Annotated in this window: 23 protein-coding genes and 1 pseudogene; 8 read left to right on the top strand and 16 right to left on the bottom strand. The window is 69.1% G+C overall.

Annotated features, from left to right (window positions below; translation table 11 throughout):
• Nucleotides 1-10 precede the first annotated feature (10 nt).
• The 6 genes from AC07PU_RS25590 to sucC all read right to left on the bottom strand — a co-directional run bounded on the left by AC07PU_RS25590 (nt 11) and on the right by sucC (nt 6,792).
• Entirely contained in the window at nt 11-2,272 is a 2,262-nt protein-coding gene (locus AC07PU_RS25590; RefSeq protein ID WP_495321402.1) for a CHASE2 domain-containing protein, read from the bottom strand.
• Nucleotides 2,273-2,335: 63 nt separating this feature from the next.
• Complete coding sequence (locus tag AC07PU_RS25585) at nt 2,336-2,986, bottom strand: FHA domain-containing protein (RefSeq protein ID WP_093351487.1); 651 nt, start codon at nt 2,984-2,986, stop codon at nt 2,336-2,338.
• Between the two features lie 75 nt (nt 2,987-3,061).
• Nucleotides 3,062-3,865: a Stp1/IreP family PP2C-type Ser/Thr phosphatase gene (locus tag AC07PU_RS25580; RefSeq protein ID WP_495321401.1), complete on the bottom strand. Its 804-nt coding sequence runs from the start codon at nt 3,863-3,865 to the stop codon at nt 3,062-3,064.
• Nucleotides 3,866-3,911: 46 nt separating this feature from the next.
• Nucleotides 3,912-4,601 (bottom strand): TerC family protein, encoded by a 690-nt coding sequence (locus AC07PU_RS25575; RefSeq protein WP_093351495.1) that lies wholly within the window; start codon nt 4,599-4,601, stop codon nt 3,912-3,914.
• A gap of 119 nt (nt 4,602-4,720) precedes the next feature.
• Nucleotides 4,721-5,614 (bottom strand): succinate--CoA ligase subunit alpha, encoded by an 894-nt coding sequence (gene sucD / locus AC07PU_RS25570; RefSeq protein WP_431510808.1) that lies wholly within the window; start codon nt 5,612-5,614, stop codon nt 4,721-4,723.
• 11 nt (nt 5,615-5,625) lie between these two features.
• Complete coding sequence (gene sucC, locus AC07PU_RS25565) at nt 5,626-6,792, bottom strand: ADP-forming succinate--CoA ligase subunit beta (protein ID WP_093351500.1); 1,167 nt, start codon at nt 6,790-6,792, stop codon at nt 5,626-5,628.
• A gap of 235 nt (nt 6,793-7,027) precedes the next feature.
• On the opposite strand from sucC, the gene argC reads away from it, so the two are divergent.
• Nucleotides 7,028-7,951, top strand: a complete 924-nt coding sequence (argC, locus tag AC07PU_RS25560) for an N-acetyl-gamma-glutamyl-phosphate reductase (protein WP_093351504.1) — start codon at nt 7,028-7,030, stop codon at nt 7,949-7,951.
• Between the two features lie 52 nt (nt 7,952-8,003).
• Here argC and AC07PU_RS25555 read toward each other — a convergent pair whose 3' ends face one another.
• From AC07PU_RS25555 to recA, 4 genes are all read right to left on the bottom strand, one after another.
• The gene (locus tag AC07PU_RS25555; RefSeq protein ID WP_495321400.1) at nt 8,004-8,750 is read right to left on the bottom strand and encodes a hypothetical protein; all 747 of its coding nucleotides are present in this window, start codon (nt 8,748-8,750) and stop codon (nt 8,004-8,006) included.
• Nucleotides 8,751-8,815: 65 nt separating this feature from the next.
• The gene (locus AC07PU_RS25550) at nt 8,816-9,232 is read right to left on the bottom strand and encodes a polyketide cyclase (protein WP_093351509.1); all 417 of its coding nucleotides are present in this window, start codon (nt 9,230-9,232) and stop codon (nt 8,816-8,818) included.
• Nucleotides 9,219-9,674: a recombination regulator RecX gene (gene recX, locus AC07PU_RS25545; RefSeq protein ID WP_093351512.1), complete on the bottom strand. Its 456-nt coding sequence runs from the start codon at nt 9,672-9,674 to the stop codon at nt 9,219-9,221. The genes AC07PU_RS25550 and recX overlap by 14 nt, the downstream gene beginning before the upstream one ends.
• 67 nt (nt 9,675-9,741) lie before the next feature.
• Complete coding sequence (gene recA, locus AC07PU_RS25540) at nt 9,742-10,803, bottom strand: recombinase RecA (RefSeq protein ID WP_093351515.1); 1,062 nt, start codon at nt 10,801-10,803, stop codon at nt 9,742-9,744.
• Between the two features lie 146 nt (nt 10,804-10,949).
• On the opposite strand from recA, the gene AC07PU_RS25535 reads away from it, so the two are divergent.
• The 3 genes from AC07PU_RS25535 (at nt 10,950) to AC07PU_RS25525 (ending at nt 13,649) form a co-directional block, all read left to right on the top strand.
• A complete protein-coding gene (locus tag AC07PU_RS25535) occupies nt 10,950-11,435 on the top strand; it encodes a MarR family winged helix-turn-helix transcriptional regulator (RefSeq protein ID WP_495321399.1) in 486 nt (161 codons plus the stop codon).
• 65 nt (nt 11,436-11,500) lie between these two features.
• Nucleotides 11,501-12,172 (top strand): response regulator, encoded by a 672-nt coding sequence (locus AC07PU_RS25530; RefSeq protein ID WP_093351522.1) that lies wholly within the window; start codon nt 11,501-11,503, stop codon nt 12,170-12,172.
• Nucleotides 12,173-12,209: 37 nt separating this feature from the next.
• Complete coding sequence (locus tag AC07PU_RS25525; RefSeq protein ID WP_208511734.1) at nt 12,210-13,649, top strand: sensor histidine kinase; 1,440 nt, start codon at nt 12,210-12,212, stop codon at nt 13,647-13,649.
• Nucleotides 13,650-13,658: 9 nt separating this feature from the next.
• Here AC07PU_RS25525 and AC07PU_RS25520 read toward each other — a convergent pair whose 3' ends face one another.
• From AC07PU_RS25520 to AC07PU_RS25510, 3 genes and pseudogenes are all read right to left on the bottom strand, one after another.
• Nucleotides 13,659-13,868: a sporulation protein gene (locus AC07PU_RS25520; RefSeq protein WP_296774830.1), complete on the bottom strand. Its 210-nt coding sequence runs from the start codon at nt 13,866-13,868 to the stop codon at nt 13,659-13,661.
• Nucleotides 13,869-13,882: 14 nt separating this feature from the next.
• Nucleotides 13,883-14,707: a biotin--[acetyl-CoA-carboxylase] ligase gene (locus AC07PU_RS25515; protein ID WP_495321398.1), complete on the bottom strand. Its 825-nt coding sequence runs from the start codon at nt 14,705-14,707 to the stop codon at nt 13,883-13,885.
• A gap of 119 nt (nt 14,708-14,826) precedes the next feature.
• Nucleotides 14,827-15,456 (bottom strand): annotated as a pseudogene (locus tag AC07PU_RS25510) (SET domain-containing protein); the annotation flags it as partial.
• 140 nt (nt 15,457-15,596) lie between these two features.
• Between AC07PU_RS25510 and AC07PU_RS25505 the strand changes: the two are divergent.
• Both AC07PU_RS25505 and AC07PU_RS25500 read left to right on the top strand, forming a co-directional pair.
• Complete coding sequence (locus tag AC07PU_RS25505) at nt 15,597-18,548, top strand: DNA topoisomerase III (RefSeq protein ID WP_093351537.1); 2,952 nt, start codon at nt 15,597-15,599, stop codon at nt 18,546-18,548.
• 3 nt (nt 18,549-18,551) lie between these two features.
• Complete coding sequence (locus AC07PU_RS25500) at nt 18,552-19,538, top strand: tripartite tricarboxylate transporter substrate binding protein (RefSeq protein WP_495321397.1); 987 nt, start codon at nt 18,552-18,554, stop codon at nt 19,536-19,538.
• 9 nt (nt 19,539-19,547) lie between these two features.
• Here AC07PU_RS25500 and AC07PU_RS25495 read toward each other — a convergent pair whose 3' ends face one another.
• Nucleotides 19,548-20,411, bottom strand: a complete 864-nt coding sequence (locus AC07PU_RS25495) for an oxidoreductase (RefSeq protein ID WP_495321396.1) — start codon at nt 20,409-20,411, stop codon at nt 19,548-19,550.
• A 228-nt stretch (nt 20,412-20,639) separates the two neighbouring features.
• Here AC07PU_RS25495 and AC07PU_RS25490 point away from each other — a divergent pair, with 228 nt between their 5' ends.
• A complete protein-coding gene (locus tag AC07PU_RS25490; RefSeq protein WP_495321395.1) occupies nt 20,640-20,819 on the top strand; it encodes a hypothetical protein in 180 nt (59 codons plus the stop codon).
• A 13-nt stretch (nt 20,820-20,832) separates the two neighbouring features.
• Here the strand turns inward: AC07PU_RS25490 and AC07PU_RS25485 are convergent, their stop codons facing one another.
• A complete protein-coding gene (locus AC07PU_RS25485; RefSeq protein WP_093351544.1) occupies nt 20,833-21,726 on the bottom strand; it encodes a gamma-glutamyl-gamma-aminobutyrate hydrolase family protein in 894 nt (297 codons plus the stop codon).
• 106 nt (nt 21,727-21,832) lie between these two features.
• Here AC07PU_RS25485 and AC07PU_RS25480 point away from each other — a divergent pair, with 106 nt between their 5' ends.
• Nucleotides 21,833-22,888: a sugar phosphate isomerase/epimerase family protein gene (locus tag AC07PU_RS25480; RefSeq protein WP_495321394.1), complete on the top strand. Its 1,056-nt coding sequence runs from the start codon at nt 21,833-21,835 to the stop codon at nt 22,886-22,888.
• Between the two features lie 9 nt (nt 22,889-22,897).
• Here the strand turns inward: AC07PU_RS25480 and AC07PU_RS25475 are convergent, their stop codons facing one another.
• Nucleotides 22,898-23,983: a catalase family protein gene (locus tag AC07PU_RS25475; RefSeq protein ID WP_495321393.1), complete on the bottom strand. Its 1,086-nt coding sequence runs from the start codon at nt 23,981-23,983 to the stop codon at nt 22,898-22,900.
• Nucleotides 23,984-23,996 lie beyond the last annotated feature (13 nt).

The following is a 23,996-nucleotide window of genomic DNA, read 5'->3' as shown; positions in this document are numbered from 1 at the left end:
TCTGTGTCTGTCATTTGGTTTCGAACCGGGTCGCACCGTCCCACGACGGGTCGTGGGGACGCAACGCCATCGAGGCTAATCTCTGCGCGTAGAGCTGGTAAAGGACTTTTTTGGCATCGGCCACGAGGAGGGGGTCCAGCAAGTTTCGGCCCAAGGCCCAGTCCTGGCGCCGGTAGGCGGCCAGCACCTCGGCCCAGCGCTCGAGCCGGTGCGCCTCGCGCACGGCGACGACGTCGGCTTCGTCCAGGGCGACGGCCAGCGGCGTGAACACGGCGACGGCCTGGGCCCGGCCCTTGACGAACACGCTGTCGAGCTCCTGCCAGACATAGGCCGGCGCGAACTCGCGCGTGCCGCCGCTGGCGACGATCTCGACGCCGTAGTGGCCGCTGAGGCCCTCGAGGCGCGAGGCTAGGTTGACCGCGTCGCCGACCACGGTGTAGCTGCGCCGCGCGGCCGATCCCATGTCGCCCACGCTCATGACGCCGCTGTTGAGGCCGATGCCGATGCTGATCTCGGGCCGGCCGATGGAGCGGTGGATGCGGTTGAGGTCCTGCACGGCCTCGGCCATGTCGAGCGCGGCATTGACGGCGAGGCTGGCGTGGTCCGGCGTCTCGAGCGGCGCGCCCCAGAAGGCCATGACGCAATCGCCCATGTACTTGTCGACGGTGCCGCGGTGCGCGGTGATGACGTCGGTGAGGCGGCTGAACACGGTGTTGAGGAAGGCCTGCAGCTCGGCCGGCGACATCTGCTCCGAGAAACGCGTGAAGTCGCGCATGTCGCAGAACATGACGGTCATGGTCTTGCTCTCGGCGCGCATGCTGTAGTGACCGGGGCGCTCCAGCATCTCGTCGACGAGCTGCGGCGGCACGTAGGTGCCGAAGAGCTGCACGAGGCCGCGGCGCGCGCGCGACTCGACCAGGTAGCCCCAGCTCATGTTGAGCAGGAAGGCGAGCGCGACCATGGCCAGCGTCGAGGCCAGCGGCAGCACCAGGCCGTGGGCGACGTAGAGCCAGGTGTTGAGCCCGACCAGCAGCGCGGCCACGGCCAGCATGAAGGCCACGGCGCGCAGCGCGGGCAGCAGCGACAGGCCGATGGCCAGCGCGATGCCGGCGATGAACACGGTCAGCACCTCGTAGCCGGGCGCGTAGTCGGGCACGGCGAGCAGGCGGTCGTCGAGCAGCGCCGAGACGATGTTGGCATGCACCTCGACACCGGCGAAGGAAGGTGCCGCGGGCGTGGCGCGCAGATCCTGCAGGCCCGGCGCGGTGGCGCCGACGAGCACGATCTTGTCCTTCAGCTCCTCGGGCGCGAGCCGGCCTTCGAGCACGTCGGCGGCCGCCACGTAGCGGAACGAGCCGCCGCGGCTTCCGCCCGGTCCGCGGAACGGCACCTGCATGCTGGCGTTGCGATCGACCGGCACGCGCAGCTCGCCGATGCGCAGCGACTCGAGCTGCGCGACCGGACTGTCGGGCACCAGTGCGGGCACCACGGGCGGCGAACCGTTGGCGAGCCGGTAGACGGCCAGCGCGAGCGACTCGTAGTAGCCGGGCCGGGCCTGGTCGCCGTCGTAGCGTGCGATCAGCGGCACGCTGCGGATCACGCCGTCATCGCTCTCGCCGACCAGGGTGTTGAGGAAGCCCCCGCTGGGCGCGGCCTGCGCGAGCACCGGCAGGCTGGCGCCGAAGCCGTTCCAGTGCGTGGTGTAGCCCTGCTTCGCGGGCAGCGCGTCGGCGGGCCACAGCGGCGTGGCGGGCAAGGCGCCGCGGGCGCGCGGCGTCTCGGCCTGCGTGAAGTAGTAGCCGAGCGCCACGGGCCGACCGGCGAGCGTGCGCGCCAGCACGGCATCGTTGTCGAGCGAAGGCGCGAGTTTCTCGACCTCGCCGGCGAGCCCCGGGATGCCGCGCAGCGGGCCGTCCGCCAGCTCGCGCAGCCGGTCGATGCCCGAGCTGCGATCGGGCTCGACGAACATGACGTCGAAGCCCACGACCTTGGCCTGCTGGTGCGACAGCAGTTCGGTCGCGAGCCGCGCCACCTTGTCGCGCGGCCACGGCCATTGCCCCTGGCGCGCGAGGCTCGCATCGTCGACGTCGACGATCACGATGCGCGGATCGAAGGTGCCCGGCATGGTGGCGCGCAGGCGCACGTCGTAGATCAGGTGGTCGAGGCGCTCGAGCATGCCGGCGTGCCAGAGCCCGGTGGCATGCGCCAGCGCCAGCAGCACGGGCAGCAGGGTGACGGCGATGCGCGCCCAGTGGCGCCGCAATGCACTCATGATCGACCGGAACCGGAACCGGGATCGGAATCGGGGCCGGTTCGCCGACGGAAGACCCGCGGCTCAGACCCGCGCGAACTGCAGGCGCAGGGTGCCGAGTTCGAGCAGGTCGCGCTCGTGCAGCGCGACGGCCTCGACACCCAGCGGCTCGCCGTTGAGCAGGACGGCGCCCATGACGCTCGCCGCCACGTAGCCCTGGCGGCGGCGCGTGACGACCGCGACGGCAACGCCGGGCTTGCCGACGGTGGTGACGACCTTCTGCAGCGGCAGGTCGTGCCCGGCGTTCTCGCCGGCCAGCACGCGCAGCACCGGCACGCCGAGCTCGACCAGCGCGCCCGATTCGGTGGGCGCGGCGGACAGCGGAATGGGGGCGGAAGACTCGGTGCCGACGACGACCTGGACCGGCGTGCCGGCCGCGGGCGCGACGCTGCGTGCGCGGTAGTGGATGCGGCAGCCGCCGACCTCGATGACATCGTTGTCCTTGAGCGTCCGCTTCTGCACGGCCACTGCATTGACGTAGGTGCCGTTGGTGCTGTTGAGGTCTTCAATTTGGACATCGCCACCGCGCAGGGTCAGAACGGCATGCTCGCCGCTCACCGCGAGATTGTCGACCACGATGTCGTTGTAGGCGCGCCGCCCGAGGGTGGTACGGTCCTTCGCGAGCGTCACTTCCCGAATGACGACACCATCGATCGAGATACTCATTCTCGGCACTGCCGACTCCCTGATTGCAATTGTCGCGGGGCCGACGACGACGCGGCGGATGCATCCGCCGCCCCATCGCCTGCGTCAGGCCGCCGCGCGTGGCAGGCTGGCCCGGGCCAGGATGACAGAAATGTTATCCCGTCCGCCATTTTCGTTGGCGATGTTTGCCAAAAGTGATACCTTGGACTCAATACCACCGTCTTGTCTCGTCAGAAGCGTGAAAAGCTGGGCGTCTGGGACCATTTCGCTGAGCCCGTCGGAGCACAGCATATAGAGGTCGTCGGGCCTGGCCGTGTGTTCATGCATTTCCAGCAAGACTTGGGCCTCGACGCCGACGGCGCGGGTCACGAGGTTGCGGTTGGGCGAGGACAGCGCTTCCTCGGCTGTGATGGCGCCGGCATCGAGCTGCTGCTGGCGCAGCGAATGGTCGCGCGTGAGCTGCTCGAGCTTGTCGTTGCGCAGCCGGTAGCAGCGCGAGTCGCCGATGTGGCCCACCATCACGCGGTGCGGCCCGAAGGCGGCCAGGACCAGCGTGGTCCCCATGCCCTGCAGGTTGGGATTGGTCAGGCTGCCGTCGAGGATGGCGGCATTGGCCTCGTCGGTCGCGGCCTGCAGCGCGCGCCGCACGACGCGGGCCGGCGCCTGCGGACCGGCCTGCACGTACCAGCGCCGGAAGTTCGCATGCACCAGCGACACCGCCATCGCGCTGGCGACCTCGCCGCCCTTGTAGCCGCCCATGCCGTCGGCCAGCACCGCCAGCCCGAGCACGGGATCGACCTGGACCGCGTCCTCGTTGTGGGCGCGCACGCGGCCGACGTCGGTCAGCGCCGCGAACTCCCACGAGAGCGGGGGACGGGTCGAGAAGAGGGAAGTGCCGACACCTACCATGGTCGCAAGTGTCGGCGAAGCGGCAGCCCGGTGGTGGCTTCCGCCGTCAGTGCTGCGCCGCGGCCGCGTGGGCACGCCGCTGGAGCAGCTTGCCCACCGCCACCACGAACAGCGCACCGGCCGCGGCAGCGGCGTAGTGCAGCCAGGGGTTGGCCGCCAGCACCTCGCGCAGCGACACGTCGCTCACGATGGTCTCGCCGCCGACCCAGCCGATCAGCGCCGCGCCCAGCATCACGATGATGGGGAAGCGCTCCATCAGCTTGATCATCAGCGTGCTGCCGAAGATCACGAGCGGGATGCTGATCGCCAGGCCCAGCACCAGCAGCACCATGCTGCCCTGCGCGGCGGCCGCCACCGCGATCACGTTGTCCAGGCTCATCACGAGGTCGGCCAGCAGGATGGTGCGCACGGCCGCCATCATGCTGCCGTACTCCTTGGAGTCGCCGTCGCCCTCGTCTTCCTCGCCGAGCAGTTGCAGGCCGATCCACAGCAGCAGCAGGCCGCCGACGATCTGCAGGTACGGCAGCGCCAGCAGCTTGGCCGCCACCACCGTCAGCACGATACGCAACACGACGGCCGCGCCGGAGCCGAAGAGCACCGCTTTTTTCTGCTGCTCGGGCGGCAGCGAACGCGCCGCCATGGCGATCACCACGGCGTTGTCGCCCGACAGGATGATGTTGATCCAGACGATCTTGATCAGGCCGATCCAGAAGTCCGTGCTTTGAAGAAGTTCCATGTCTCTGATCCCGCTTTGTTTTTGTGAAAAAAACGCCCGCAATCGGATTGCGGGCGTCTTGTTCTTTCTTGCGCGTATGAGGTCTCTTTACGGACCTTGCTGGGCGCGAACGCCGTGGCTTACAGCTTGCCCTTGAGCAGCTTGGCCAGTTCCGAGAAGTTGCGCGTCACGGTGAAGCCGCACTCTTCCATGATGGAGAGCTTGGCTTCGGCCGTGTCGGCACCGCCCGAGATCAGCGCGCCGGCATGGCCCATGCGCTTGCCGGGAGGCGCGGTCACGCCGGCGATGAAGCCGACCACCGGCTTCTTCATGTTGTCCTTGCACCAGCGGGCAGCGTCGGCTTCGTCGGGACCGCCGATTTCGCCGATCATGATCACGGCGTCGGTCTCGGGGTCGTCGTTGAAGGCCTTCATCACGTCGATGTGCTTGAGGCCGTTGATCGGGTCGCCGCCGATGCCGACCGCCGACGATTGGCCCAGGCCGATCTCGGTCAGTTGCGCCACGGCTTCATAGGTCAGCGTGCCCGAGCGGCTCACGACGCCGATGCGGCCCTTGCGGTGGATGTGGCCGGGCATGATGCCGATCTTGATCTCGTCGGGCGTGATCAGGCCGGGGCAGTTCGGGCCGAGCAGCAGCGTCTTCTTGCCGCCGGCGGCTTCCTTGGCCTTCATCTTGTTGCGCACTTCGAGCATGTCGCGAACCGGAATGCCTTCGGTGATGCAGATCGCCATGTCCAGGTCGGCCTCGACGGCTTCCCAGATCGCGGCCGCGGCGCCTGCCGGCGGCACGTAGATCACCGACACGGTGGCGCCGGTCTGCGTGGCGGCTTCCTTCACCGAACCGAAGATCGGGATGTTGAAGATCGACTCGCCGGCCTTCTTCGGGTTCACACCGGCCACGAAGGCGTTCTTGCCGTTCGCGTATTCCTGGCACTTCTCGGTGTGGAACTGGCCCGTCTTGCCGGTGATGCCTTGGGTGATGACTTTGGTGTCTTTGTTGATGTAGATCGACATGACTCTGTTCCTTAGGCCTTCTTGACTGCTGCCACGACCTTCTGGGCCGCGTCCGCCATGGTGTCGGCGCTGATGATCGGCAGGCCCGAGTCGGCCAGCAGCTTCTTGCCTTCGGCTTCGTTGGTGCCCTTCATGCGCACGACCAGCGGCACTTGCAGGTTCACGGCCTTGCAGGCCGCGATCACGCCGGTGGCGATGGTGTCGCACTTCATGATGCCGCCGAAGATGTTGACGAGAATGGCCTCGACATTCTTGTTCTTCAGCATGATCTTGAAGGCTTCGGTGACCTTCTCGGGGGTGGCGCCGCCGCCCACGTCGAGGAAGTTGGCCGGCTCGCCGCCGAACAGCTTGATGGTGTCCATCGTGGCCATCGCGAGGCCGGCGCCGTTCACCAGGCAGCCGATGTTGCCGTCGAGCGAGATGTAGGCGAGGTCGAACTTCGAGGCTTCGACTTCGGCCGGGTCTTCCTCGTCGAGGTCGCGCAGCGCGACGATCTCGGGATGGCGGAACAGCGCGTTGCTGTCGAAGTTGAACTTGGCGTCCAGGGCGATGATGTTGCCCTTGCCGTCACGGTTGAGCGGGTTGATCTCGACCAGCGAGGCGTCCGTCTCCATGTAGCAGGTGTAGAGCTTCTTGAAGATGTCGACGGCTTGCGCGGTCGAATCGGCCGGGATGCCGATGCCGTCGGCGATCTGCTTGGCCTGCTCGTCGGTCAGGCCGGCTTGCGGGTCGGCGAACACCGTGATGATCTTCTCGGGCGAGGAGTGGGCCACTTCCTCGATGTCCATGCCGCCTTCGCTCGAAGCGATGAAGGCCACCTTCTGGGTGGCGCGGTCGGTCACGGCCGAAACGTAGTATTCCTTCTGGATGTCAGCGCCGTCTTCGATGTAGAGGCGGCGGACCTTCTGGCCTTCGGGGCCGGTCTGGTGCGTCTTGAGCTGCATGCCGAGGATCTCGCCGGCCAGCTTCTTCACGTCCTCGATGGTCTTGGCGACCTTCACGCCGCCGCCCTTGCCGCGGCCACCCGCGTGGATCTGGGCCTTGACCACCCAGACCGGGCCGCCCAGCTTCTGGGCGGCTTCGACCGCCTCCTGGACCGTGTAGGCCGGAATGCCGCGCGGCACCGGCACGCCGAACTTGGCAAGGATTTCCTTGCCTTGGTACTCGTGAATCTTCATGAGGGATGTCTCTCGGAAGGAAGAGGTTGAATAAACGGGAGATCTAGGCAGGCTGGTGTTGGCTCTGTTGTCCACAGGCGACGGCAGCCTGACGGCTGGGGGCGGCGGACAATCGCGGACTGTATCATGGTGCGCCGCATCAATACTGACGGGCGTGTGCGGTCAATACGTACTTTCTTCTAGCCCGTCTCCTTCCGCCCCCTTTCCTCCAGCCCTTCCATCAGGCAACCCCACCATGGCCAAGGTTTTCATCGATGGCGAAGCCGGCACCACCGGCCTCCAGATCCGCGAGCGGCTGCAAGACATGCCGCAGGTCGAGCTCGTGAGCATCGCGCCCGAGCTGCGAAAAGACGTCAATGCCAAGCGCGACCTCATGGCCGGCGTCGACCTCGTCGTGCTGTGCCTGCACGACGACGCGGCACGCGAATCGGTCGCGCTGATCGACCAGCTGCCCGGCAAGAAGCCCAAGATCATCGACGCCTCGACCGCGCACCGCGTGGCGCCGGGCTGGGTGTTCGGTTTTCCCGAACTGGTGGCGGGCCACTGGCAGGCCGTGGCCCAGGCGGACCGCGTGGGCAACCCCGGCTGCTACGCCACCGGCGCGATCGCCATGGTGCGTCCGCTGGTCGATGCGGGCCTGCTGCCCGCCGACTTCCCGATCGCGCTGCCCTCGGTCAGCGGCTACTCGGGCGGCGGCCGGACCATGATCGAGGCCTACGAGAAGGGCGAGGCGCCGCTGTTCGAAACCTACGCGCTGGGCCTCACGCACAAGCACATCCCCGAGATCATGAAATACACCGGCCTCACGCAGCGCCCGGTGTTCATCCCCTCGGTCGGCAACTTCAAGCAGGGCATGCTGGTCCAGCTGCCGCTGCACCTCGACCTGCTGCCCGGCAAGCCGAAGGCCGGCGACCTGCACGAGGCGCTGGCCGCGCACTACGCGAAGAGCAACACGCCCGAGCAGTTCGTGAAGGTGCTGCCGCCCACCGCGGACGGCAAGCTCGACGCGCTGGCGCTCAACGACACCAACCAGCTCGAGATTCGCGTGTTCCCGAACGAGGACCACCGCCATGCCGTGGTGATCGCGCGCCTGGACAACCTCGGCAAGGGCGCGAGCGGCGCCGCGGTGCAGAACCTCAAGCTGATGTTGTCGCTCTGAGGCGCGGCCTCCACCACTCGAAAGGCGCCGGCTCCCCGGCGCCTTTTTCGTTTCAGCCCACCAGCCAGAGGCCCGTGCCGAGCAGCGCCGCATGCAGCGCGAGCACGATGTAGAACGGCTTGCGCGAGGGCGTCGACATCTCCTGCAGCGTCTCGTGGATGCGCCGCGTGATCAGCGCGCGCAAGGCCGGGTCCTGCGTCGCGACGGGCCCGCCCTGCACTGTGGGCAGCGGTGCCGGCTCGCCTTGCGCGGCGCGGCCCTGCTGCCATTCGGCCAGCAGCTCGTTGAGCGGCAGCCGGTTGACCACGAAGGCGATCACCGCCCGCACCGCCTTGCCTTCGCCGAGCACCGGCGCGAGCTGCGCGCTCAGCGCATCGACCGAGAGCCAGTCGCTCACGCGCTGCAGCGCCCCGTGGGTGCGCGGCATCGATTCGATGCGCCCGGCGATGGCATCGCCCAGGCGCTGCGACACGGCCTCGCCGCGCGCGGCCACCAGGTGCTGCATCGCGCGCGTGCGGCCCTGCGACACGCCGAGCAGCACGTAGACGCCGATGAAGAGCCCCAGCAGCAGGCCCACCAGCAGCGGCGGCGAGGCCAGCAGCGCCAGCACCGCGCCGGCGCCGCCCGCGCGTGCGCCGGGAATGCCGGGGCCGCTCAACCGGCTCAGGTAATAGACGAAGGCGCCGCCACCGAGCACCACGCCAAAGAAGACGCCTTTCGCGACCGAGCCGACGAAGGCGGCACCAGCGCGGGCGCCGGTGCGCACGAGTGAAGGGGATCCGGTGGATTCCGAAGACATCTGCGACTCCTCCTCGTTGTATGAAGCCGCGGATCATGCCATCGGCCCGTCGCGGGCCCGGCTGCTCAGCCGGCCGGCGCCTCGAGCAGCGCCTGCAGCGCGCGCAGGTCGCGCGCGATCCACTCGGCGTCGTGCGCGAAGGCCGCGTCGTCCATGTGCGGCTGGCGCAGCAGCGTGAACTGCAGCTCGCAGGCGCCGGGCGCCACGCCGATGACGCGGAACGGCACGTAGACCTCGGGCACGCCCTCGGGCGACACCCAGTGGTCGAGCACGCCGAGCTCGTTGGCCGGTGCGAAGCGCAGCACCGCGCGGCCACCGGGCGTGGTCGCCAGCCAGCGATCGCCCTCGCGCGTCAGCGCGCCGTCGGCCAGGCCGCTGGCCCAATCGGGCAGGCGCGCGGGATCGGCCGCCAGTGCATAGGCCGCGCGCCAGTCGCAGGCCACGCGCTGCGTGATCACGCGAGACAGTTCATTCGAGCTCATCGATATCGCTCCTCAGCACCTTGGCCGCCACCGCGGCCGAAAAGCCCCGCGCCATCAGGAAGCGGGCCTGCCGGGCGCGCTCCTTGGGATCGGCGGGCGGGGCATCGAAGCGACGGCGCCAGAGCGCAGCCGCGCGTTCGAGCTCGCTGCCCTGCAGCCCGGCCACCGCCTGCGAGATGGCCTCGGCGCCGATGCCCTTGGCCTGCAGCTCCTGCCGCACGCGCGCCGCGCCGAGCCGGCCCGCGCGCTGGTGCAGCACCGAGGCGACCACGCGCTCCTCGCTGATGAAGTCCTTGGCCGCGAGCTCGTCGAGCGCGGCCTTGAGCGTGCCCGGTTCTTCCTCGTAGCGCGCCAGCTTGCGCTCGAGTTCGCTGCGGGAATGCTCGCGCTGGCTCAGCAGGCGCAGCGCGCGGCCTTTCAGGGAAGGAGCATCGAATGCCATCGGAAATGCGGAAGCGGAAAAAGAAAGCGGGGCGGCCGAAGGCGCCCCGCTCGCAGGCATCGGCCGGTTATTCGGCCGCGCCGGCCGCGTCCGCCGCCAGCAGCGGGATGCCCAGCGATTCGCGCACCTTGTTCTCGATCTCGCGCGACAGCTCGGGGTTCTCGCGCAGGAACTCGCGCGCGTTGTCGCGGCCCTGGCCGATCTTCTCGCCGTTGTAGGCGTACCAGGCACCCGACTTGTCGATGATCTTGGCGGTCACGCCCATGTCGATGATCTCGCCCTCGCGGCTGATGCCCTCGCCGAACAGGATGTCGAACTCGGCCGTCTTGAACGGGGGCGAGACCTTGTTCTTCACCACCTTGACCTTGGTTTCGTTGCCGATGGCCTCGTCGCCCTTCTTGATGGTGCCGATGCGGCGGATGTCCAGGCGCACCGAGGCGTAGAACTTCAGCGCGTTGCCGCCGGTGGTGGTTTCGGGCGAACCGAACATCACGCCGATCTTCATGCGGATCTGGTTGATGAAGATGACCATGCAGTTGGTCTTCTTGATCGTGGCCGTGAGCTTGCGCAGCGCCTGGCTCATCAGGCGGGCCTGCAGGCCGGGCAGCGAGTCGCCCATTTCGCCTTCGATTTCGGCCTTGGGCGTGAGCGCGGCGACCGAGTCGATGACGATCAGGTCGACGGCGCCCGAGCGCACCAGCGAGTCGACGATCTCGAGCGCCTGCTCGCCGGTGTCGGGCTGGCTGATCAGCAGGTCGGACAGGTTCACGCCGAGCTTCTGGGCGTACTGCACGTCGAGCGCGTGCTCGGCGTCGACGAAGGCGCAGGTGCCGGCCTGCTTCTGCATGGCGGCGATGACCTGCAGCGTGAGCGTGGTCTTGCCCGAGGATTCAGGACCGTAGATCTCGACCACCCGGCCGCGCGGCAGGCCGCCGACGCCCAGGGCGATGTCGAGGCCCAGCGAGCCGGTGGAGACCACCTGGATGTCCTCAAGCGCCTCGCCTTCGCCGAGCCGCATGATCGTGCCCTTGCCGAACTGCTTTTCGATCTGGGCCAGCGCGGCCTGGAGGGCCTTGGCCTTTTCGGTGTTGGCGCCTGCGATGCTCGAGCCCTTGACGACTGCGTCCATGTGAAAAACTCCTTGAAGATCAACGGGTTGTGTACTGTCGAATCCATCTGCTTTTAACTACAGCCTGGATGCTTGAACAGTAGTGTAGGGGCGGATGGATTCGAGTAAACCCATTTTTTGGTCAGTTTGCTTTACCATTTGGCGCCTTGAGCGACACCCCCTTCCCCCTCGATCCCGATGCCTGGCGCCAGACCCACCTGGGCCGGCTGCTCGGCCACGCGATGCGGCGCTTCGACGAGCGCGTGCTCGCGCTGATGGCGCACGACGTCGACGTGCCGCTGGCGCTGTCGAACCTCGCGGCGCGCGCGCAGGTGAGCGCGGCCCACGTCCACATCACGCGCCACCTCGCACGCGAGGGTTCGCGCCTGACCGAGCTCGCCGAGCGCGCCGGCATGACCAAGCAGGCCATGGGCGCGCTGGTCGACCAGTGCGAGGCCTGGGGGCTGGTCACGCGCGGGCCCGATCCGCTCGATGCGCGCGCGCGGCGCGTGCTGTTCACGGCCGACGGCCTGGCCTGGCTCAAGGCCTTCCGCCAGGCGGTGACGCAGGCCGAGCGCGAGTTCCGCGCCAGCGTGGGCGACGATGTCGCCACCGTGGTAACCATCGGTCTGGAAGCCTATACGGCGGGCTAGACTCCCCTGAGCGGAGACAACGTGCAACGGCGCCGCCCACGGCGCGAACCGGGCTGGAGGTGGCTATGCGGATACTGATTGCCGAAGACGACAAGGTGCTGGCCGATGCACTGCTGCGCAGCCTGCGCACCTCGGGCGCCGCCGTCGATCACGTGGCCAACGGCTCCGAGGCCGACACCGCGCTCATGACGCACAGCGAGTTCGACCTGCTGATCCTCGACCTCGGCCTGCCCAGCCTGCACGGCATCGAGATCCTCAAGCGGCTGCGCGCGCGCGGCTCGCAGCTGCCGGTGCTGGTGCTCACCGCGGCCGACAGCGTGGAGGAGCGCGTCAAGGGGCTGGACAACGGCGCCGACGACTACATGGCCAAGCCCTTCAGCCTGCAGGAGCTCGAGGCACGCGTGCGCGCCCTCACGCGCCGCGGCATGGGCACCACCAGCAACGCGATCAAGCACGGCCCGCTGATCTACGACCAGGCCGGCCGCGTCGCCACGCTCGACGGCAAGATGGTCGAGCTGTCGGCGCGCGAGCTGGGCCTGCTCGAGGTGCTGCTGCAGCGCGCGGGCCGGCTGGTCAGCAAGGACCAGCTGGTGGAGCGCCTGTGCGAATGGGGCGAGGAAGTAAGCCTCAACGCGATCGAGGTCTACATCCACCGCCTGCGCAAGAAGATCGAGAAGGGCCCGGTGCGCATCGCCACCGTGCGCGGGCTCGGCTACTGCCTCGAAAAGATCCAGTGACGCGCGTGCGGCCGCCGGGCGCGGCGGGTCCGGTCCGATGAAACTCTTCCAGCGCGCGCAGCGCTCCCTGTTCGGCGAGATCCTCGACTGGATGCTCACGCCGCTGCTGCTGCTGGTGCCGGTCAGCATCGGCGTGACCTGGCTGGTGGCGCAGGGCATCGCCAGCGCCTCCTTCGACCGCGTGCTCACGCACAACATCGAGACGCTGGCGCGCACGGTCTCGCTGCAGAAGGACAGCCCGCGCTTCGTGCTGCCGCAGCCGACGCGCGAGATCCTGCGCGGCGACGACACCGACCGCGTGTACTACCAGGTGCTCGACAGCCACGGCACGCTGCTCAGCGGCGAGCACGACGTGCCGCACCCCAGCCTCGACGAGCCGCCGACCATCGGCCAGGTCCAGCTGCGCGACGGCGAGATGAACGGCAAGTCGGTGCGCGTGGCCTGGATCTGGCTGGCCGGCGACGCGCCCGATGCGCCGCCCGCGCTGCTGCAGGTGGCCGAGACGCGCCAGAAGCAGTCGCTGCTGGCGGCCGACATCATCAAGGGCGTGCTGCTGCCGCAGTTCGCGATCCTGCCGCTCGCGGTGCTGCTGATCTGGCTGGCGCTGGTGCGCGGCATCAAGCCGCTGTCGGTGGTGGAGGCGCGCATCCGCGAGCGCCGCCCCGGCGACCTGAGCCCGCTCGACGAATCCTCGGTGCCGCTCGAGGTGGTGCCGCTGGTGTCCTCGGTCAACGAGCTGCTCGACAAGCTCAACGATTCCATCGACACGCAGAAGCGCTTCCTGGCCGACGCGGCGCACCAGCTCAAGACGCCGCTCGCGGGCCTGCGCATGCAGGCCGACCTGGCGCAGCGCGAAAACGCCAACGCCGACGAGCTCAAGCAGTCGCTCAAGCAGATCGGCCGCGCCAGCGTGCGCGCCACCCACACGGTGAACCAGCTGCTGTCGCTGGCGCGCGCCGAAGGCAACAGCGCCGGCGCCCATCGCCAGCCCTGCGACCTGGCGCGGCTCACGATCGAGGTGGTGCGCGAGGCGGTGCCGCGCGCGATCGAGAAGCGCATCGACCTCGGCTACGACGGCCTCGATCCCGGCTCGCGCGGCGTGGTGCTCGAGGGCAACCCGACCTTGCTCAAGGAGCTGGTGCGCAACCTGGTCGACAACGCCATCAACTACACGCCCTCGCGGCCCGAACGCACCGGCGTGATCACCGCGCGGGTGCTGGCCGATCCCTTCGGCCGGGTGCTGCTGCTGCAGGTGGAGGACAACGGGCCGGGCATTTCGGAAGCCGACCGCGAGCTCGTGTTCGAGCCCTTCTACCGCGTGCTGGGCAACGAGGCCGACGGCTCGGGCCTGGGGCTGCCGATCGTGCGCGAGATCGCGAACCAGCACCATGCGCAGGTGACGCTCGAGGATGCGCATCCCGAGCGGCAGCCGCCGGGCGCGCGCTTCACGGTGCGTTTCGAGAGCGCGCCGGCCTGAGCGGCCGGCTCATCGGGCGCTGGGACCCGAGGCACCGGCCCTCGGCGGCTCGGCGCGGATCTGCAGGTACTCGGGATGGATCTGCCGCGTGAGGCGCTGCGGATCGCGCTCGTCGAGCCCCGCCGGCGCGAGCCCGAAGCCCGCGAGGTCGCCGCGCGACCACAGCCAGTAGCCGCCATTGAGGACCAGCAGGGCGATCACGACCAGGCGCAGCGGCATCGCGGCGTCCGGTCTCAGAGGGCCATGCCGCGCGGCCGCACGCTGACTTCGTCGCTGATGATGGCCTGCAGGCCCTCGGCCGTACGCACCTGCAGCTCGCCGGTCCACGAGACGCCCTCGCACAGGCCCGTGCGGCCGTCGCTCAGCACCACCTCGCGCCCGCGCAGCACATCGCGCGCCGCGAAGCGCTCGGCGAACGGCGCGAAGCCGCGCGCGCCGAACGCGAGCACGTCGCGCACCAGCGGCGGGATCAGCTCGGCCAGCACCGCGGGCGAGGTGGCGTCGGGACGCCATTGGCGCATCCAGGCGGGCGGCGTGCGCATGCCCTCGGCATCTCGCGCGCCGATGTTCACGCCGATGCCGATGACCACGTAGCGCGGCGACGATGCACCGCCGGCATGCGGCAGCGCGGTCTCGATCAGGATGCCCACGAGCTTGCGCTCGTCGACCCAGAGGTCGTTGGGCCACTTGAGCCCGAGCTTCGCCACGCCCGTGGGATCGAGGTTCTCGGCCAGGCTGACGCCGACCGCGAGCGAGAGCCCCGACCAGTCGGCCGGCGCGAGCGGCAGGCCCAGCGAGAAGGTCAGCGACGGCGCGACATCGTCGCCGGGCTGCTGCGCGCTCTGCCAGGGCCGGCCGAGCCGGCCGCGGCCCGCGGTCTGGCGCTCGGCGACCAGCAGCACGGGCTCGGTCCGCCCGGCGCGCGCGCGCCGCATGAGTTCGGTGTTGGTGGAATCGATCTCGCCGACCACCTCGGCCGCGAAGCCCGGCAGCAGGGGGGCGAGCGCCGCGGCGATCCGCTCCTCGTGCCACTGCAGGGCGCTGCCGCCGGCGGCCATGCTCAGAGCCCGCCGTTGCCGGCCGCGGCGGGGGCCGCCTCGGCGACCGTCTCGGCCTTCTTCGCCTTGGCCGGCTTGTCGGCCTTCGGCGCCTTGTCCTTCTTCTTGCCGTCCTTCTTGTCCGCCTTCTTTTCCGACTTCTTTTCCGACTTCTTTTCCGACTTCTTTTCGGACTTTTTCTCGGCCTTCTTGTCAGCCTTCTTCTCGGCCTTCTCCTTCTCGGCCTTCTTCGCTTCCTTCTTCTTCGCCTTCTTCTTTTTCTTCTTGTCCTCTTCCTCGTCGTCCTTCGGCGTGAGCAGCGTGCCGCGGCATTGCTCGGAGCCGCAGTAGCACGGGAACTCGGACAGCAGCTTCTCGGTGTACGGCTCGTCGATGATCAGGCCGTAGTCGTAGTTGAGTTCCTCGCCGGCCGCGATGTTGCGCAGCGCCTTGATATAGACGCGCCCATCGACCTCGTCGGCCTCGCAGTTGGGCTCGCACGAGTGGTTGATCCAGCGGGCCGCATTGCCGTCGACGTTGCCGTCGATCACGCGCCCGTCATCGATATGGAAGTAGAAAGTGTGATTCGGCTGGGCCGGATCGTGCGGATGGCGGCGCAGTGCCTCCTTCCACGTGATGATCTCGCCCTTGTACTCGATGATCCGCTCGCCTTCGGCCAGGTCCTGCACCGCGAACACGCCGTTGCCATGGACGGAGGAACGCCGCGTCTGAATTCGGCGGGCGTTGGAAAGTGGGGATTTGGAAGGCATCGCCGAAGTCTGTTAGTTTGAATATGCACACATGCGCGTGCGCGTGTGCGCACGCGAGAAGCCGCCGAGTATAGAGAGAGCCCATGGCACTGCGCGCATGGCCCGCGAGCCGGCTTGGCGAAACAGTTGAGAGAGCACAGATGACGAAGACATTGGTTATTGCAGAAAAACCGTCGGTGGCGCAGGACATCGTGCGTGCGCTCACGCCGGTGGCCGGCAAGTTCGACAAACACGACGAGCACTTCGAGAACGACCAGTACGTCGTGACCAGCGCCGTCGGCCACCTGGTGGAAATCCAGGCGCCCGAGGAGTTCGACGTCAAGCGCGGCAAGTGGAGCTTCGCCAACCTGCCGGTGATCCCGCCGCACTTCGACCTCAAGCCGGTGGACAAGACCAAGACCCGCCTCAACGCGGTGGTCAAGCAGGCCAAGCGCAAGGACGTGACCCAGCTCGTGAACGCCTGCGACGCGGGCCGCGAGGGCGAACTGATCTTCCGCCTGATCGAGCAGTACGCCGGCGGCAAGACGGGCCTGAACAAGCCGGTGCGGCGGCTGTGGCTGCAGTCGATGACGCCGCAGGCGATCCGCGACGGCTTCGACTCGCTGCGCACCGAGAAGCAGATGCAGGGCCTGGCCGACGCCGCGCGCTCGCGCTCCGAGGCCGACTGGCTGGTGGGCATCAACGGCACGCGCGCGATGACGGCCTTCAACTCGCGCGACGGCGGCTTCTTCCTCACCACCGTGGGCCGGGTGCAGACGCCCACGCTGTCGGTGGTGGTCGAGCGAGAGGAGCAGATCCGCAAGTTCGTCTCGCGCGACTACTGGGAAGTGCACGCCAGCTTCCTGGCCGAAGCCGGCCACTATCCGGGCAAGTGGTTCGACCCGGCCTGGAAGAAGGCCAGCGCCCCGCTGCTGCCCAGCGGCGAGCCCGACCCCGAGCAGCGCGCCGACCGGATCTGGAACGAGCGCGACGCGCTCGCCATCGCGCAGGCCGCGCGCGGCAAGCCCGCCAGCGTCACCGAGGAGAGCAAGCCCACCACGCAAGCGTCGCCCCAGCTGTTCGACCTGACCTCGCTGCAGCGCGAGGCCAACAGCCGCTTCGGCTTCTCGGCCAAGACCACGCTGGCGCTGGCCCAGAGCCTGTACGAACGCCACAAGGCGCTGACCTACCCGCGGACCGACTCGCGCGCCCTGCCCGAGGACTACCTGCCGGTGGTCAAGCAGACCATGGGCATGCTCGCCACCAGCGGCATGCGCCACCTCGCACCGTTCGCGCAGCAGGCGATCGACCAGAACTACGTGAAGCCGAGCAAGCGCATCTTCGACAACGCGAAGGTGTCGGATCACTTCGCGATCATCCCGACCCTGCAGGCGCCCAGCGGCCTGTCGGAAGCCGAGCAGCGCCTCTACGACTTCGTGGTGCGCCGCTTCCTGTCGGTGTTCTTCCCGAGCGCCGAATACCAGGTCACGACCCGCATCAGCACGGTGGCGCAGGCCGGCAGGAACTACGCCTTCCGCTCCGACGGCAAGGTGCTGGTCAAGCCGGGCTGGCTCGCGATCTACGGCAAGGAAGCCGTCAGCGACGACGACGAGAAGGACGGCAAGAACCTGGTGCCGGTGAAGCCCGGCGAGATGGTGCTGGCCGAGACGGTCGACACCAAGGGCCTGAAGACGCGCCCGCCGGCGCGCTACTCCGAAGCCACGCTGCTCGGCGCCATGGAAGGCGCGGGCAAGACCATCGACGACGAGGAACTGCGCGAGGCCATGCAGGAGAAGGGCCTGGGCACGCCAGCCACGCGCGCGGCCACCATCGAAGGCCTGATCGCCGAGAAGTACATGCTGCGCGAGGGCCGCGAGCTGATCCCGACCGCCAAGGCGTTCCAGCTCATGACGCTGCTGCGCGGCCTCGGCGTGGAGGAACTCTCCAAGGCCGAGCTCACCGGCGAGTGGGAATACAAGCTCGCGCAGATGGAGAAGGGCTCGCTGAGCCGCGACGCCTTCATGCGCGAGATCGCGGCGATGACCGAACACATCGTCAAGAAGGCCAAGGAGTACGACCGCGACACCGTGCCCGGCGACTACACGACGCTGGCCACGCCCTGCCCCAACTGCGGCGGCGTGGTGAAGGAGAACTACCGCCGCTACGGCTGCACCGGCAAGAGCGGCACGGGCGAGGACGCCTGCGGCTTCTCGTTCGGCAAGTCGCCGGCCGGGCGCACCTTCGAGGTCGCCGAGGCCGAGGCGCTCTTGCGCGACAAGCACATCGGCCCGCTCGAGGGCTTCCGCTCCAAGGCCGGCTGGCCCTTCACCTCCGAGATCGTGCTCAAGTACGACGAGGAGGCGAAGAACTGGAAGCTCGAGTTCGACTTCGGCGACGACAAGAACGAGGACAGCGGCGAGATCGTCGACTTCAGCGAGCAGGACACGGTCGGCCCCTGCCCGATCTGCGGCGCGCCCGTGTTCGAGCACGGCAGCAACTACATCTGCGAGAAGTCGGTGCCCACCAACGCCCAGCCCACGCCGAGCTGCACCTTCAAGACCGGCAAGATCATCCTGCAGCAGCCGGTGGAGCGCGCGCAGATGGAGAAACTGCTGGCCACCGGCAAGACCGACCTGCTCGACAAGTTCGTCTCGATGCGCACGCGCCGCGCCTTCAAGGCCTTCCTGACCTGGAATGCCGAGGAGGGCAAGGTGACCTTCGAGTTCGCGCCGCGCGAGGGCGGCAGCAAATTCCCGCCGCGCAAGACCTTCGGCAAGGCCGCGCCGGCCGGCAAGACCGCCGCCGCCAAGAAGGTGGCGGCGAAGAAGGCGCCCGCGGCCAAGAAGGCACCGGCCGAGAAGAAGGCGCCGCGCAAGACCGGCGCCGGCCTCAAGCCCAGCGACGCGCTCGCCGCGGTGATCGGCAACGAGCCGGTGGCGCGCACCGAGGTGGTCAAGAAGCTCTGGGACTACATCAAGGCCAACGGCCTGCAGGACGCGAAGGACAAGCGCTCGATCAATGCCGACGCCAAGCTCAAGCCGGTGTTCGGCAAGGACCAGGTGACGATGTTCGAGCTCGCGGGCATCGTGGGCAAGCACCTCACGGCGCTCTGAGCCATGCGGCGCAGAAGCTTCGCAGGCACGGCCGCCGCCCTTGCATTGGCGCTGCTTTCTGCCTGGGTTCCGGCCCAGGCCGCCGACTGGCCCGACAAGCCCGTCAAGCTGGTGGTGCCCTTCCCGCCCGGGCAGGCCACCGACATCTTCGCGCGCGCGCTCGCCGAGCAGCTCGGCCGCCGGCTGGGCCAGCCGGTGATCGTCGACAACAAGGCCGGTGCCGGCAGCAACATCGGCACCGAGTTCGTGGTGCGTTCCGCGCCCGACGGCTACACGCTGGTGGTGGCCGGCAGCGCGATGGCGGTCAACCAGACGCTCTACGCCAAGCCCGGCTTCGACCCGCGCCGCGACCTCGTGGGCATCTCGCTGATCGCCAAGGTGCCGCTGGTGTTCCTCGCCACGCCCGAGAGCGGCATCCGCACGCTGGGCGAGCTCACCGCGCGCGCCAAGGCCGAGCCCGGCCGGCTCAGCTACGCGAGCGCCGGCATCGGCGGCACGCAGCATCTGTCGGGCGAGATGTACAAGTCGGCGGCGCATGTGTTCGTCACGCACATTCCGTACCGGGGCAGCGGGCCCGCGCAGGCCGACTTCCTCGGCAACCAGGTGCCGCTGATGATCGATTCGGTGACCGCCGCGCTGCCGCACATCAAGGCCGGCAAGGCGATCCCGCTGGCCGTGACCTCGGCCACGCGCTCCTCGCAGCTGCCCGAGGTGCCCACCGTGCGCGAGAGCGGCGTGGCCGGCACGCGCGACTTCGAGGCCGTGGGCTGGCTCGGCCTGATGGCGCCGCGCGGCACGCCGCCCGAGGTGCTGGCGCGCCTGAACCGCGAGGTGACCGAAATCCTCAAGAGCGAGCAGATGGCGCGCTTCATCCGCGAGCGCGGCTCGGAGCCGGCGCCCACGACGGGGCCCGAGTTCGACCGCTTCGTCGCGAGCGAGATCGGGCTCTGGGGCGCGGCCGTCAAGGCCTCGGGCGCGAAGCCCGAATAGCCCGTTGCGTCAGGCCGGCGTGAAGTCGGTCGACAGCGACAGCGATTCCCACGCGCTCAGTTCCTCCTGCAGCGCGGCCAGCTTCTCGCGCACCGCCTTCACCGCATCGCTGCCCAGCAGCAGGTGCGCGGGCGGCGTCGGCGCTTCGACGATGCGCAACATGGCGCGCGCCGCCTTCACCGGATCGCCCGCCTGCTTGCCGCTGCGCGCCAGCCGCGCCTCGCGCACCGGGCCCAGCACCGGTGCGTAGTCGGCGATGGTCTGCGGCGCGCGCACCATCGAGCGGCCGGCCCAGTCGGTGCGAAAACCGCCCGGCTCCACGGCCGTGACGCGGATGCCGAAGCTCGCCACTTCCTTGCCGAGCGCCTCCGAGAGGCCCTCGAGCGCGAATTTGCTGCCGTGGTAGATGCCGAGCCCCGGGAAGGTGACGATGCCGCCCATCGAGGTGATGTTGAGGATGTGGCCGCGGCGGCGCGCGCGCATGAAGGGCAGCACGGCCCTGGCGACGGCCACCGCGCCGAACACGTTGACCTCGAACTGCCGGCGCACCTCGTCGAGCGAGGATTCCTCGAGCGTGCCTTCATGGCCGTAGCCGGCGTTGTTGACCAGCACGTCGATGGCGCCGACGCCGGCCTCGACCTCGGCCACCACGCGCTCGACCTCGTCGTGGCGCGTCACGTCGAGCAGGCGGCCGAAGGAGCGGCCGGGTTGCAGCGCGTCGAAGGCGGCGCGCGCGGCCTCGTCGCGCAGGGTGCCGACCACGCGGTGGCCGGCGGCCAGCGCCTCCTGCGCGAGCGCGCGGCCGAAGCCGGTGCTCACGCCGGTGATGAACCAGGTGCGCTGGGGTGAAGAAGGAGCGGGAGCGGATGTCATGGCGGTGTCCTCTGGGTGTTGTGCGCCCTGAATGTGCGCCCGGCTTCCGCCTTTGATAAGCCGCCCAGCGAGCGAAGCGGCTTGCAGTTTTTCTTCAAGATCGCGCGCCGCGGGAACCCGGCGTGCCGCGGCGGCACCAACGACAAGACCCCGCGCGCGGGGTCTTGTTACATGCGCGCCATGACGCGCGGCCTATAGTCGTTCGATCCACCCCTGGGGACAGATTCCATGAAGTCATTGATTGCCACCGCCTTCGCCCTTGCCATGGGCTTCTCGCTCGCCGGCTGTGCCTCGTCCTCGCGCCCCGCCGATGCCGGCAGCACCGCCTCCTCGGGCAGCGGCGTGACGGTGTTCGGCACCGTCGACGCCGGCGTCAGCGGCTACTCGACCAAGTCCGAGCGCCGCTGAACCGGCGCGGCGCTCAGCGGCGGCGCCGCAGCAGCGCCTGCTGCAGCACGCGCGCGGCGCGGTCGCGGATCTTGCCGGGCGCGCCGCGCAGCGTGGTCTTCGGCGCCACCTTGGCGGTGGCGCAGGCCCACAGAAAGTCGTGCAGGATCGGCGTGTCGTCCACGGTCTCGGTGCTGCCGTACTTGTGGAATTCGGGGTGCCACTGCGTGGCCGCGATGTAGCTGCGGCCGCGCTCGGGCCGGCGGCGGATCGCCTCGGCCACCCGGTCGGGCAGGCTCCAGGCCTCGACCTCGAAACCGGGCGCGAGGTCCTTCACGCCCTGGTGGTGGATGCTGTTGACGCGCGCGGTCTGCACCTCGGGATAGAGCTTCGCGAGCCGCGTGCCCGGCACGATCCCGATCTGGTGGAAGTTCTGGTCGTAGGTCACCGGATCGCGGTGGCGCAGCGTCTCGGGATGGCCGTGCTGCTCCTCGATGTCCTGGTAGAGCGTGCCGCCGAAGGCCACGTTGATGAGCTGCAGCCCGCGGCACACGCCGAAGATCGGCTTGCCGGCCTGCTCGAAGGCCTCGACCAGCGCGAGGTCGTAGAGGTCGCGGATGCGGTCGCCGATCCAGGCGTCCTTCAGCGGCACCTCGCCATAGCTGCCGGGCCAGACGTCGGCCCCGCCGTGCATCACCACGCCATCGAGCCACTCGGCGTAGTGCGACAGCTTGGTGTCGCCGCGCGCGGTCTCGCCCGTGGGGCAGGGCACCATCACCACCATCGCACCGGCCGACATCAGCCAGTGGGCGATCGACTGCTCGACGTACTGCAGGGTCTTGTTGGTGAACAGCGAGCGCGCCGGATCGGCGTGCGAGAAGCAGGCGGACAAACCGATCTTGAGTCGGGCGGAGACGGGCTGGGGCATCTCGTTGGGTTCCCTGTGAGCGAAATTCATTCTGCGCCTACCGAACTTCGGTCGTGTGTCAGCCGAACCCGCGAAGTATCCTGTCGAGCCCACAAGGAGACACCGCATGCAGACGATCAAGGGGCCCGCCATCTTCCTGGCCCAGTTCGCGGGCGACACCGCGCCCTTCAACTCGCTCGACGCGATCGCCGGCTGGGCCGCGGGCCTGGGCTACAAGGGCGTGCAGATCCCGAGCTGGGACGCGCGGCTGATCGACCTGAAGAAGGCCGCCGAGAGCAGGACCTACTGCGAGGAGATCCAGGGCACGCTCGCCGCGCACGGCCTCTCGATCACCGAGCTCTCGACCCATCTGCAGGGTCAGCTCGTCGCGGTGCACCCGGCCTACGACGCGGGCTTCGACGGCTTCGCGGCGCCCGAGGTGCGCGGCAACCCGGCGGCGCGCCAGCAATGGGCGGTGCAGCAGCTGCACTACGCGGCGCAGGCCTCGGCCAACCTCGGCCTCACGGCGCACGCGACCTTCTCGGGCGCGCTGGCCTGGCCCTACCTGTACTCGTGGCCGCCGCGCCCGCCGGGACTGATCGAGGAGGCCTTCGACGAGCTCGCGCGCCGCTGGCGCCCGATCCTCGATGCCTTCGACGCCGTGGGCGTGGACGTGGGCTACGAGATCCATCCGGGCGAGGACCTGCACGACGGCGTGAGCTACGAGATGTTCCTCGAGCGCGTGAACAACCATCCGCGCGCCTGCCTGCTCTACGACCCGAGCCACTTCGTGCTGCAGCAGCTCGACTACCTGGCCTACATCGACCACTTCCACGAGCGCATCAAGATCTTTCACGTGAAGGACGCCGAGTTCAACCCGACCGGCAAGCAGGGCGTGTACGGCGGCTTCCAGAAGTGGATCGACCGCGCCGGGCGCTTCCGCTCGCTGGGCGACGGGCAGGTCGACTTCAAGGCCATCTTCTCGAAGATGGCGCAGTACGACTTCCCGGGCTGGGCGGTGCTCGAGTGGGAGTGCTGCATCAAGCACCCCGAGGACGGCGCGCGCGAGGGCGCGAAGTTCATCGCCGACCACATCATCCGCGTGGCCGACCGGGCCTTCGACGACTTCGCGGCCGGCGGCGTCGACGTGGCGGCCAACCGGCGCATGCTCGGCCTCGACTGACGCAGCCGCTCAGCGGTGCAGCGGGCAGCCGTTGCGCTCGCTGCGAAATTCCGACGAGGCCGCATAGGCCGCCTTGCGCGCGCGCATCACCCCGCCCAGCGGCCGGTGCGCCGCGAGCGCCTGCCAGGGGCTGAAGGCCATGCCATCGTCCATCTCGCGCGACAGCTCCCCGCTCCAGCCCGCTTGCGGCGGCGCCAACACGCGTGCCACCGTCACGTAAGGGCTGAGTTCCTGCGGCCATTCGACCGAGGCGTCCTCGACCGGCATGCGCTCGAGGTCGACGCACAGCTGGGCCCGCAGCTCCCACTCGCCGCCATGCGTGCGCAGGAAGTCCATCACCGCCTCGCGCGTGCCGTCGGGCTTGCCGTCCAGATGCAGCTCTGCCTTCTCGAGCGCGACGAGTGCATCGGACACCGGTGCGAGCTGCAGCTTGGCGATGTGATCGCCGAAGCGGATCGGCACCTGGGTGAAGAAGGTGGCGCCCAGCGGATGGGTCAGCGGATGCGCGCCCAGCGCGACCAGCTTCGCGCTCGAGCCACCCGCGACCTCGATCAGCTTCTCGATGCTCTGCAGCACGCCCGACAGCAGCAGCTTGCCGGTCGGCGCGCGGTCGGTGGTGGCGGCGAGCAGCTTGAGGCTGCGCAGGAAGCCGCGCGCGTCGGGTGCGACGAACACCGGGCCGTCGACGAACAGGAAGTCCTGCGTGGTGTGGTCCTCGGAGCCCTCGACGCGCTCGCCCTCGACATCGAACACCTTGAGCGCCATGCCGCGCGGCAGCGAGATGCGGTCGTCGAGCACCTCGGCCGGCGGCGTCGACAGCCGCATCGCCGCGCGATGGCGCCCCGGCCTGGCGAACAGGCCCTGTGCGTACTCGGGCGGCAGACCCTCGGGCACGACGAGTTCGGCATGCAGCAGGCCGTGGCTCTTGGCGTGCACGGCGCGCATGGCATGGCCGGTGTGCTCGGCCATGGTCTGCGCCATCTCGCGCAAGGTGGCGACCAGCTCGATCTGGGTCTGGGCCTCGTCCTCGCGCTCGGTCTCGACGGAGGGATCGAAGCGCACCGGAGTGCGGGCATGCGTGGCGGTGTCGTTCATGGTCGAGGCTCCT

This window comes from Variovorax sp. GW821-FHT10D07 (assembly GCF_059415325.1).
Note: the sequence above shows the minus strand (reverse complement) of the source record. Positions and strands in the feature narration are given on the sequence as shown.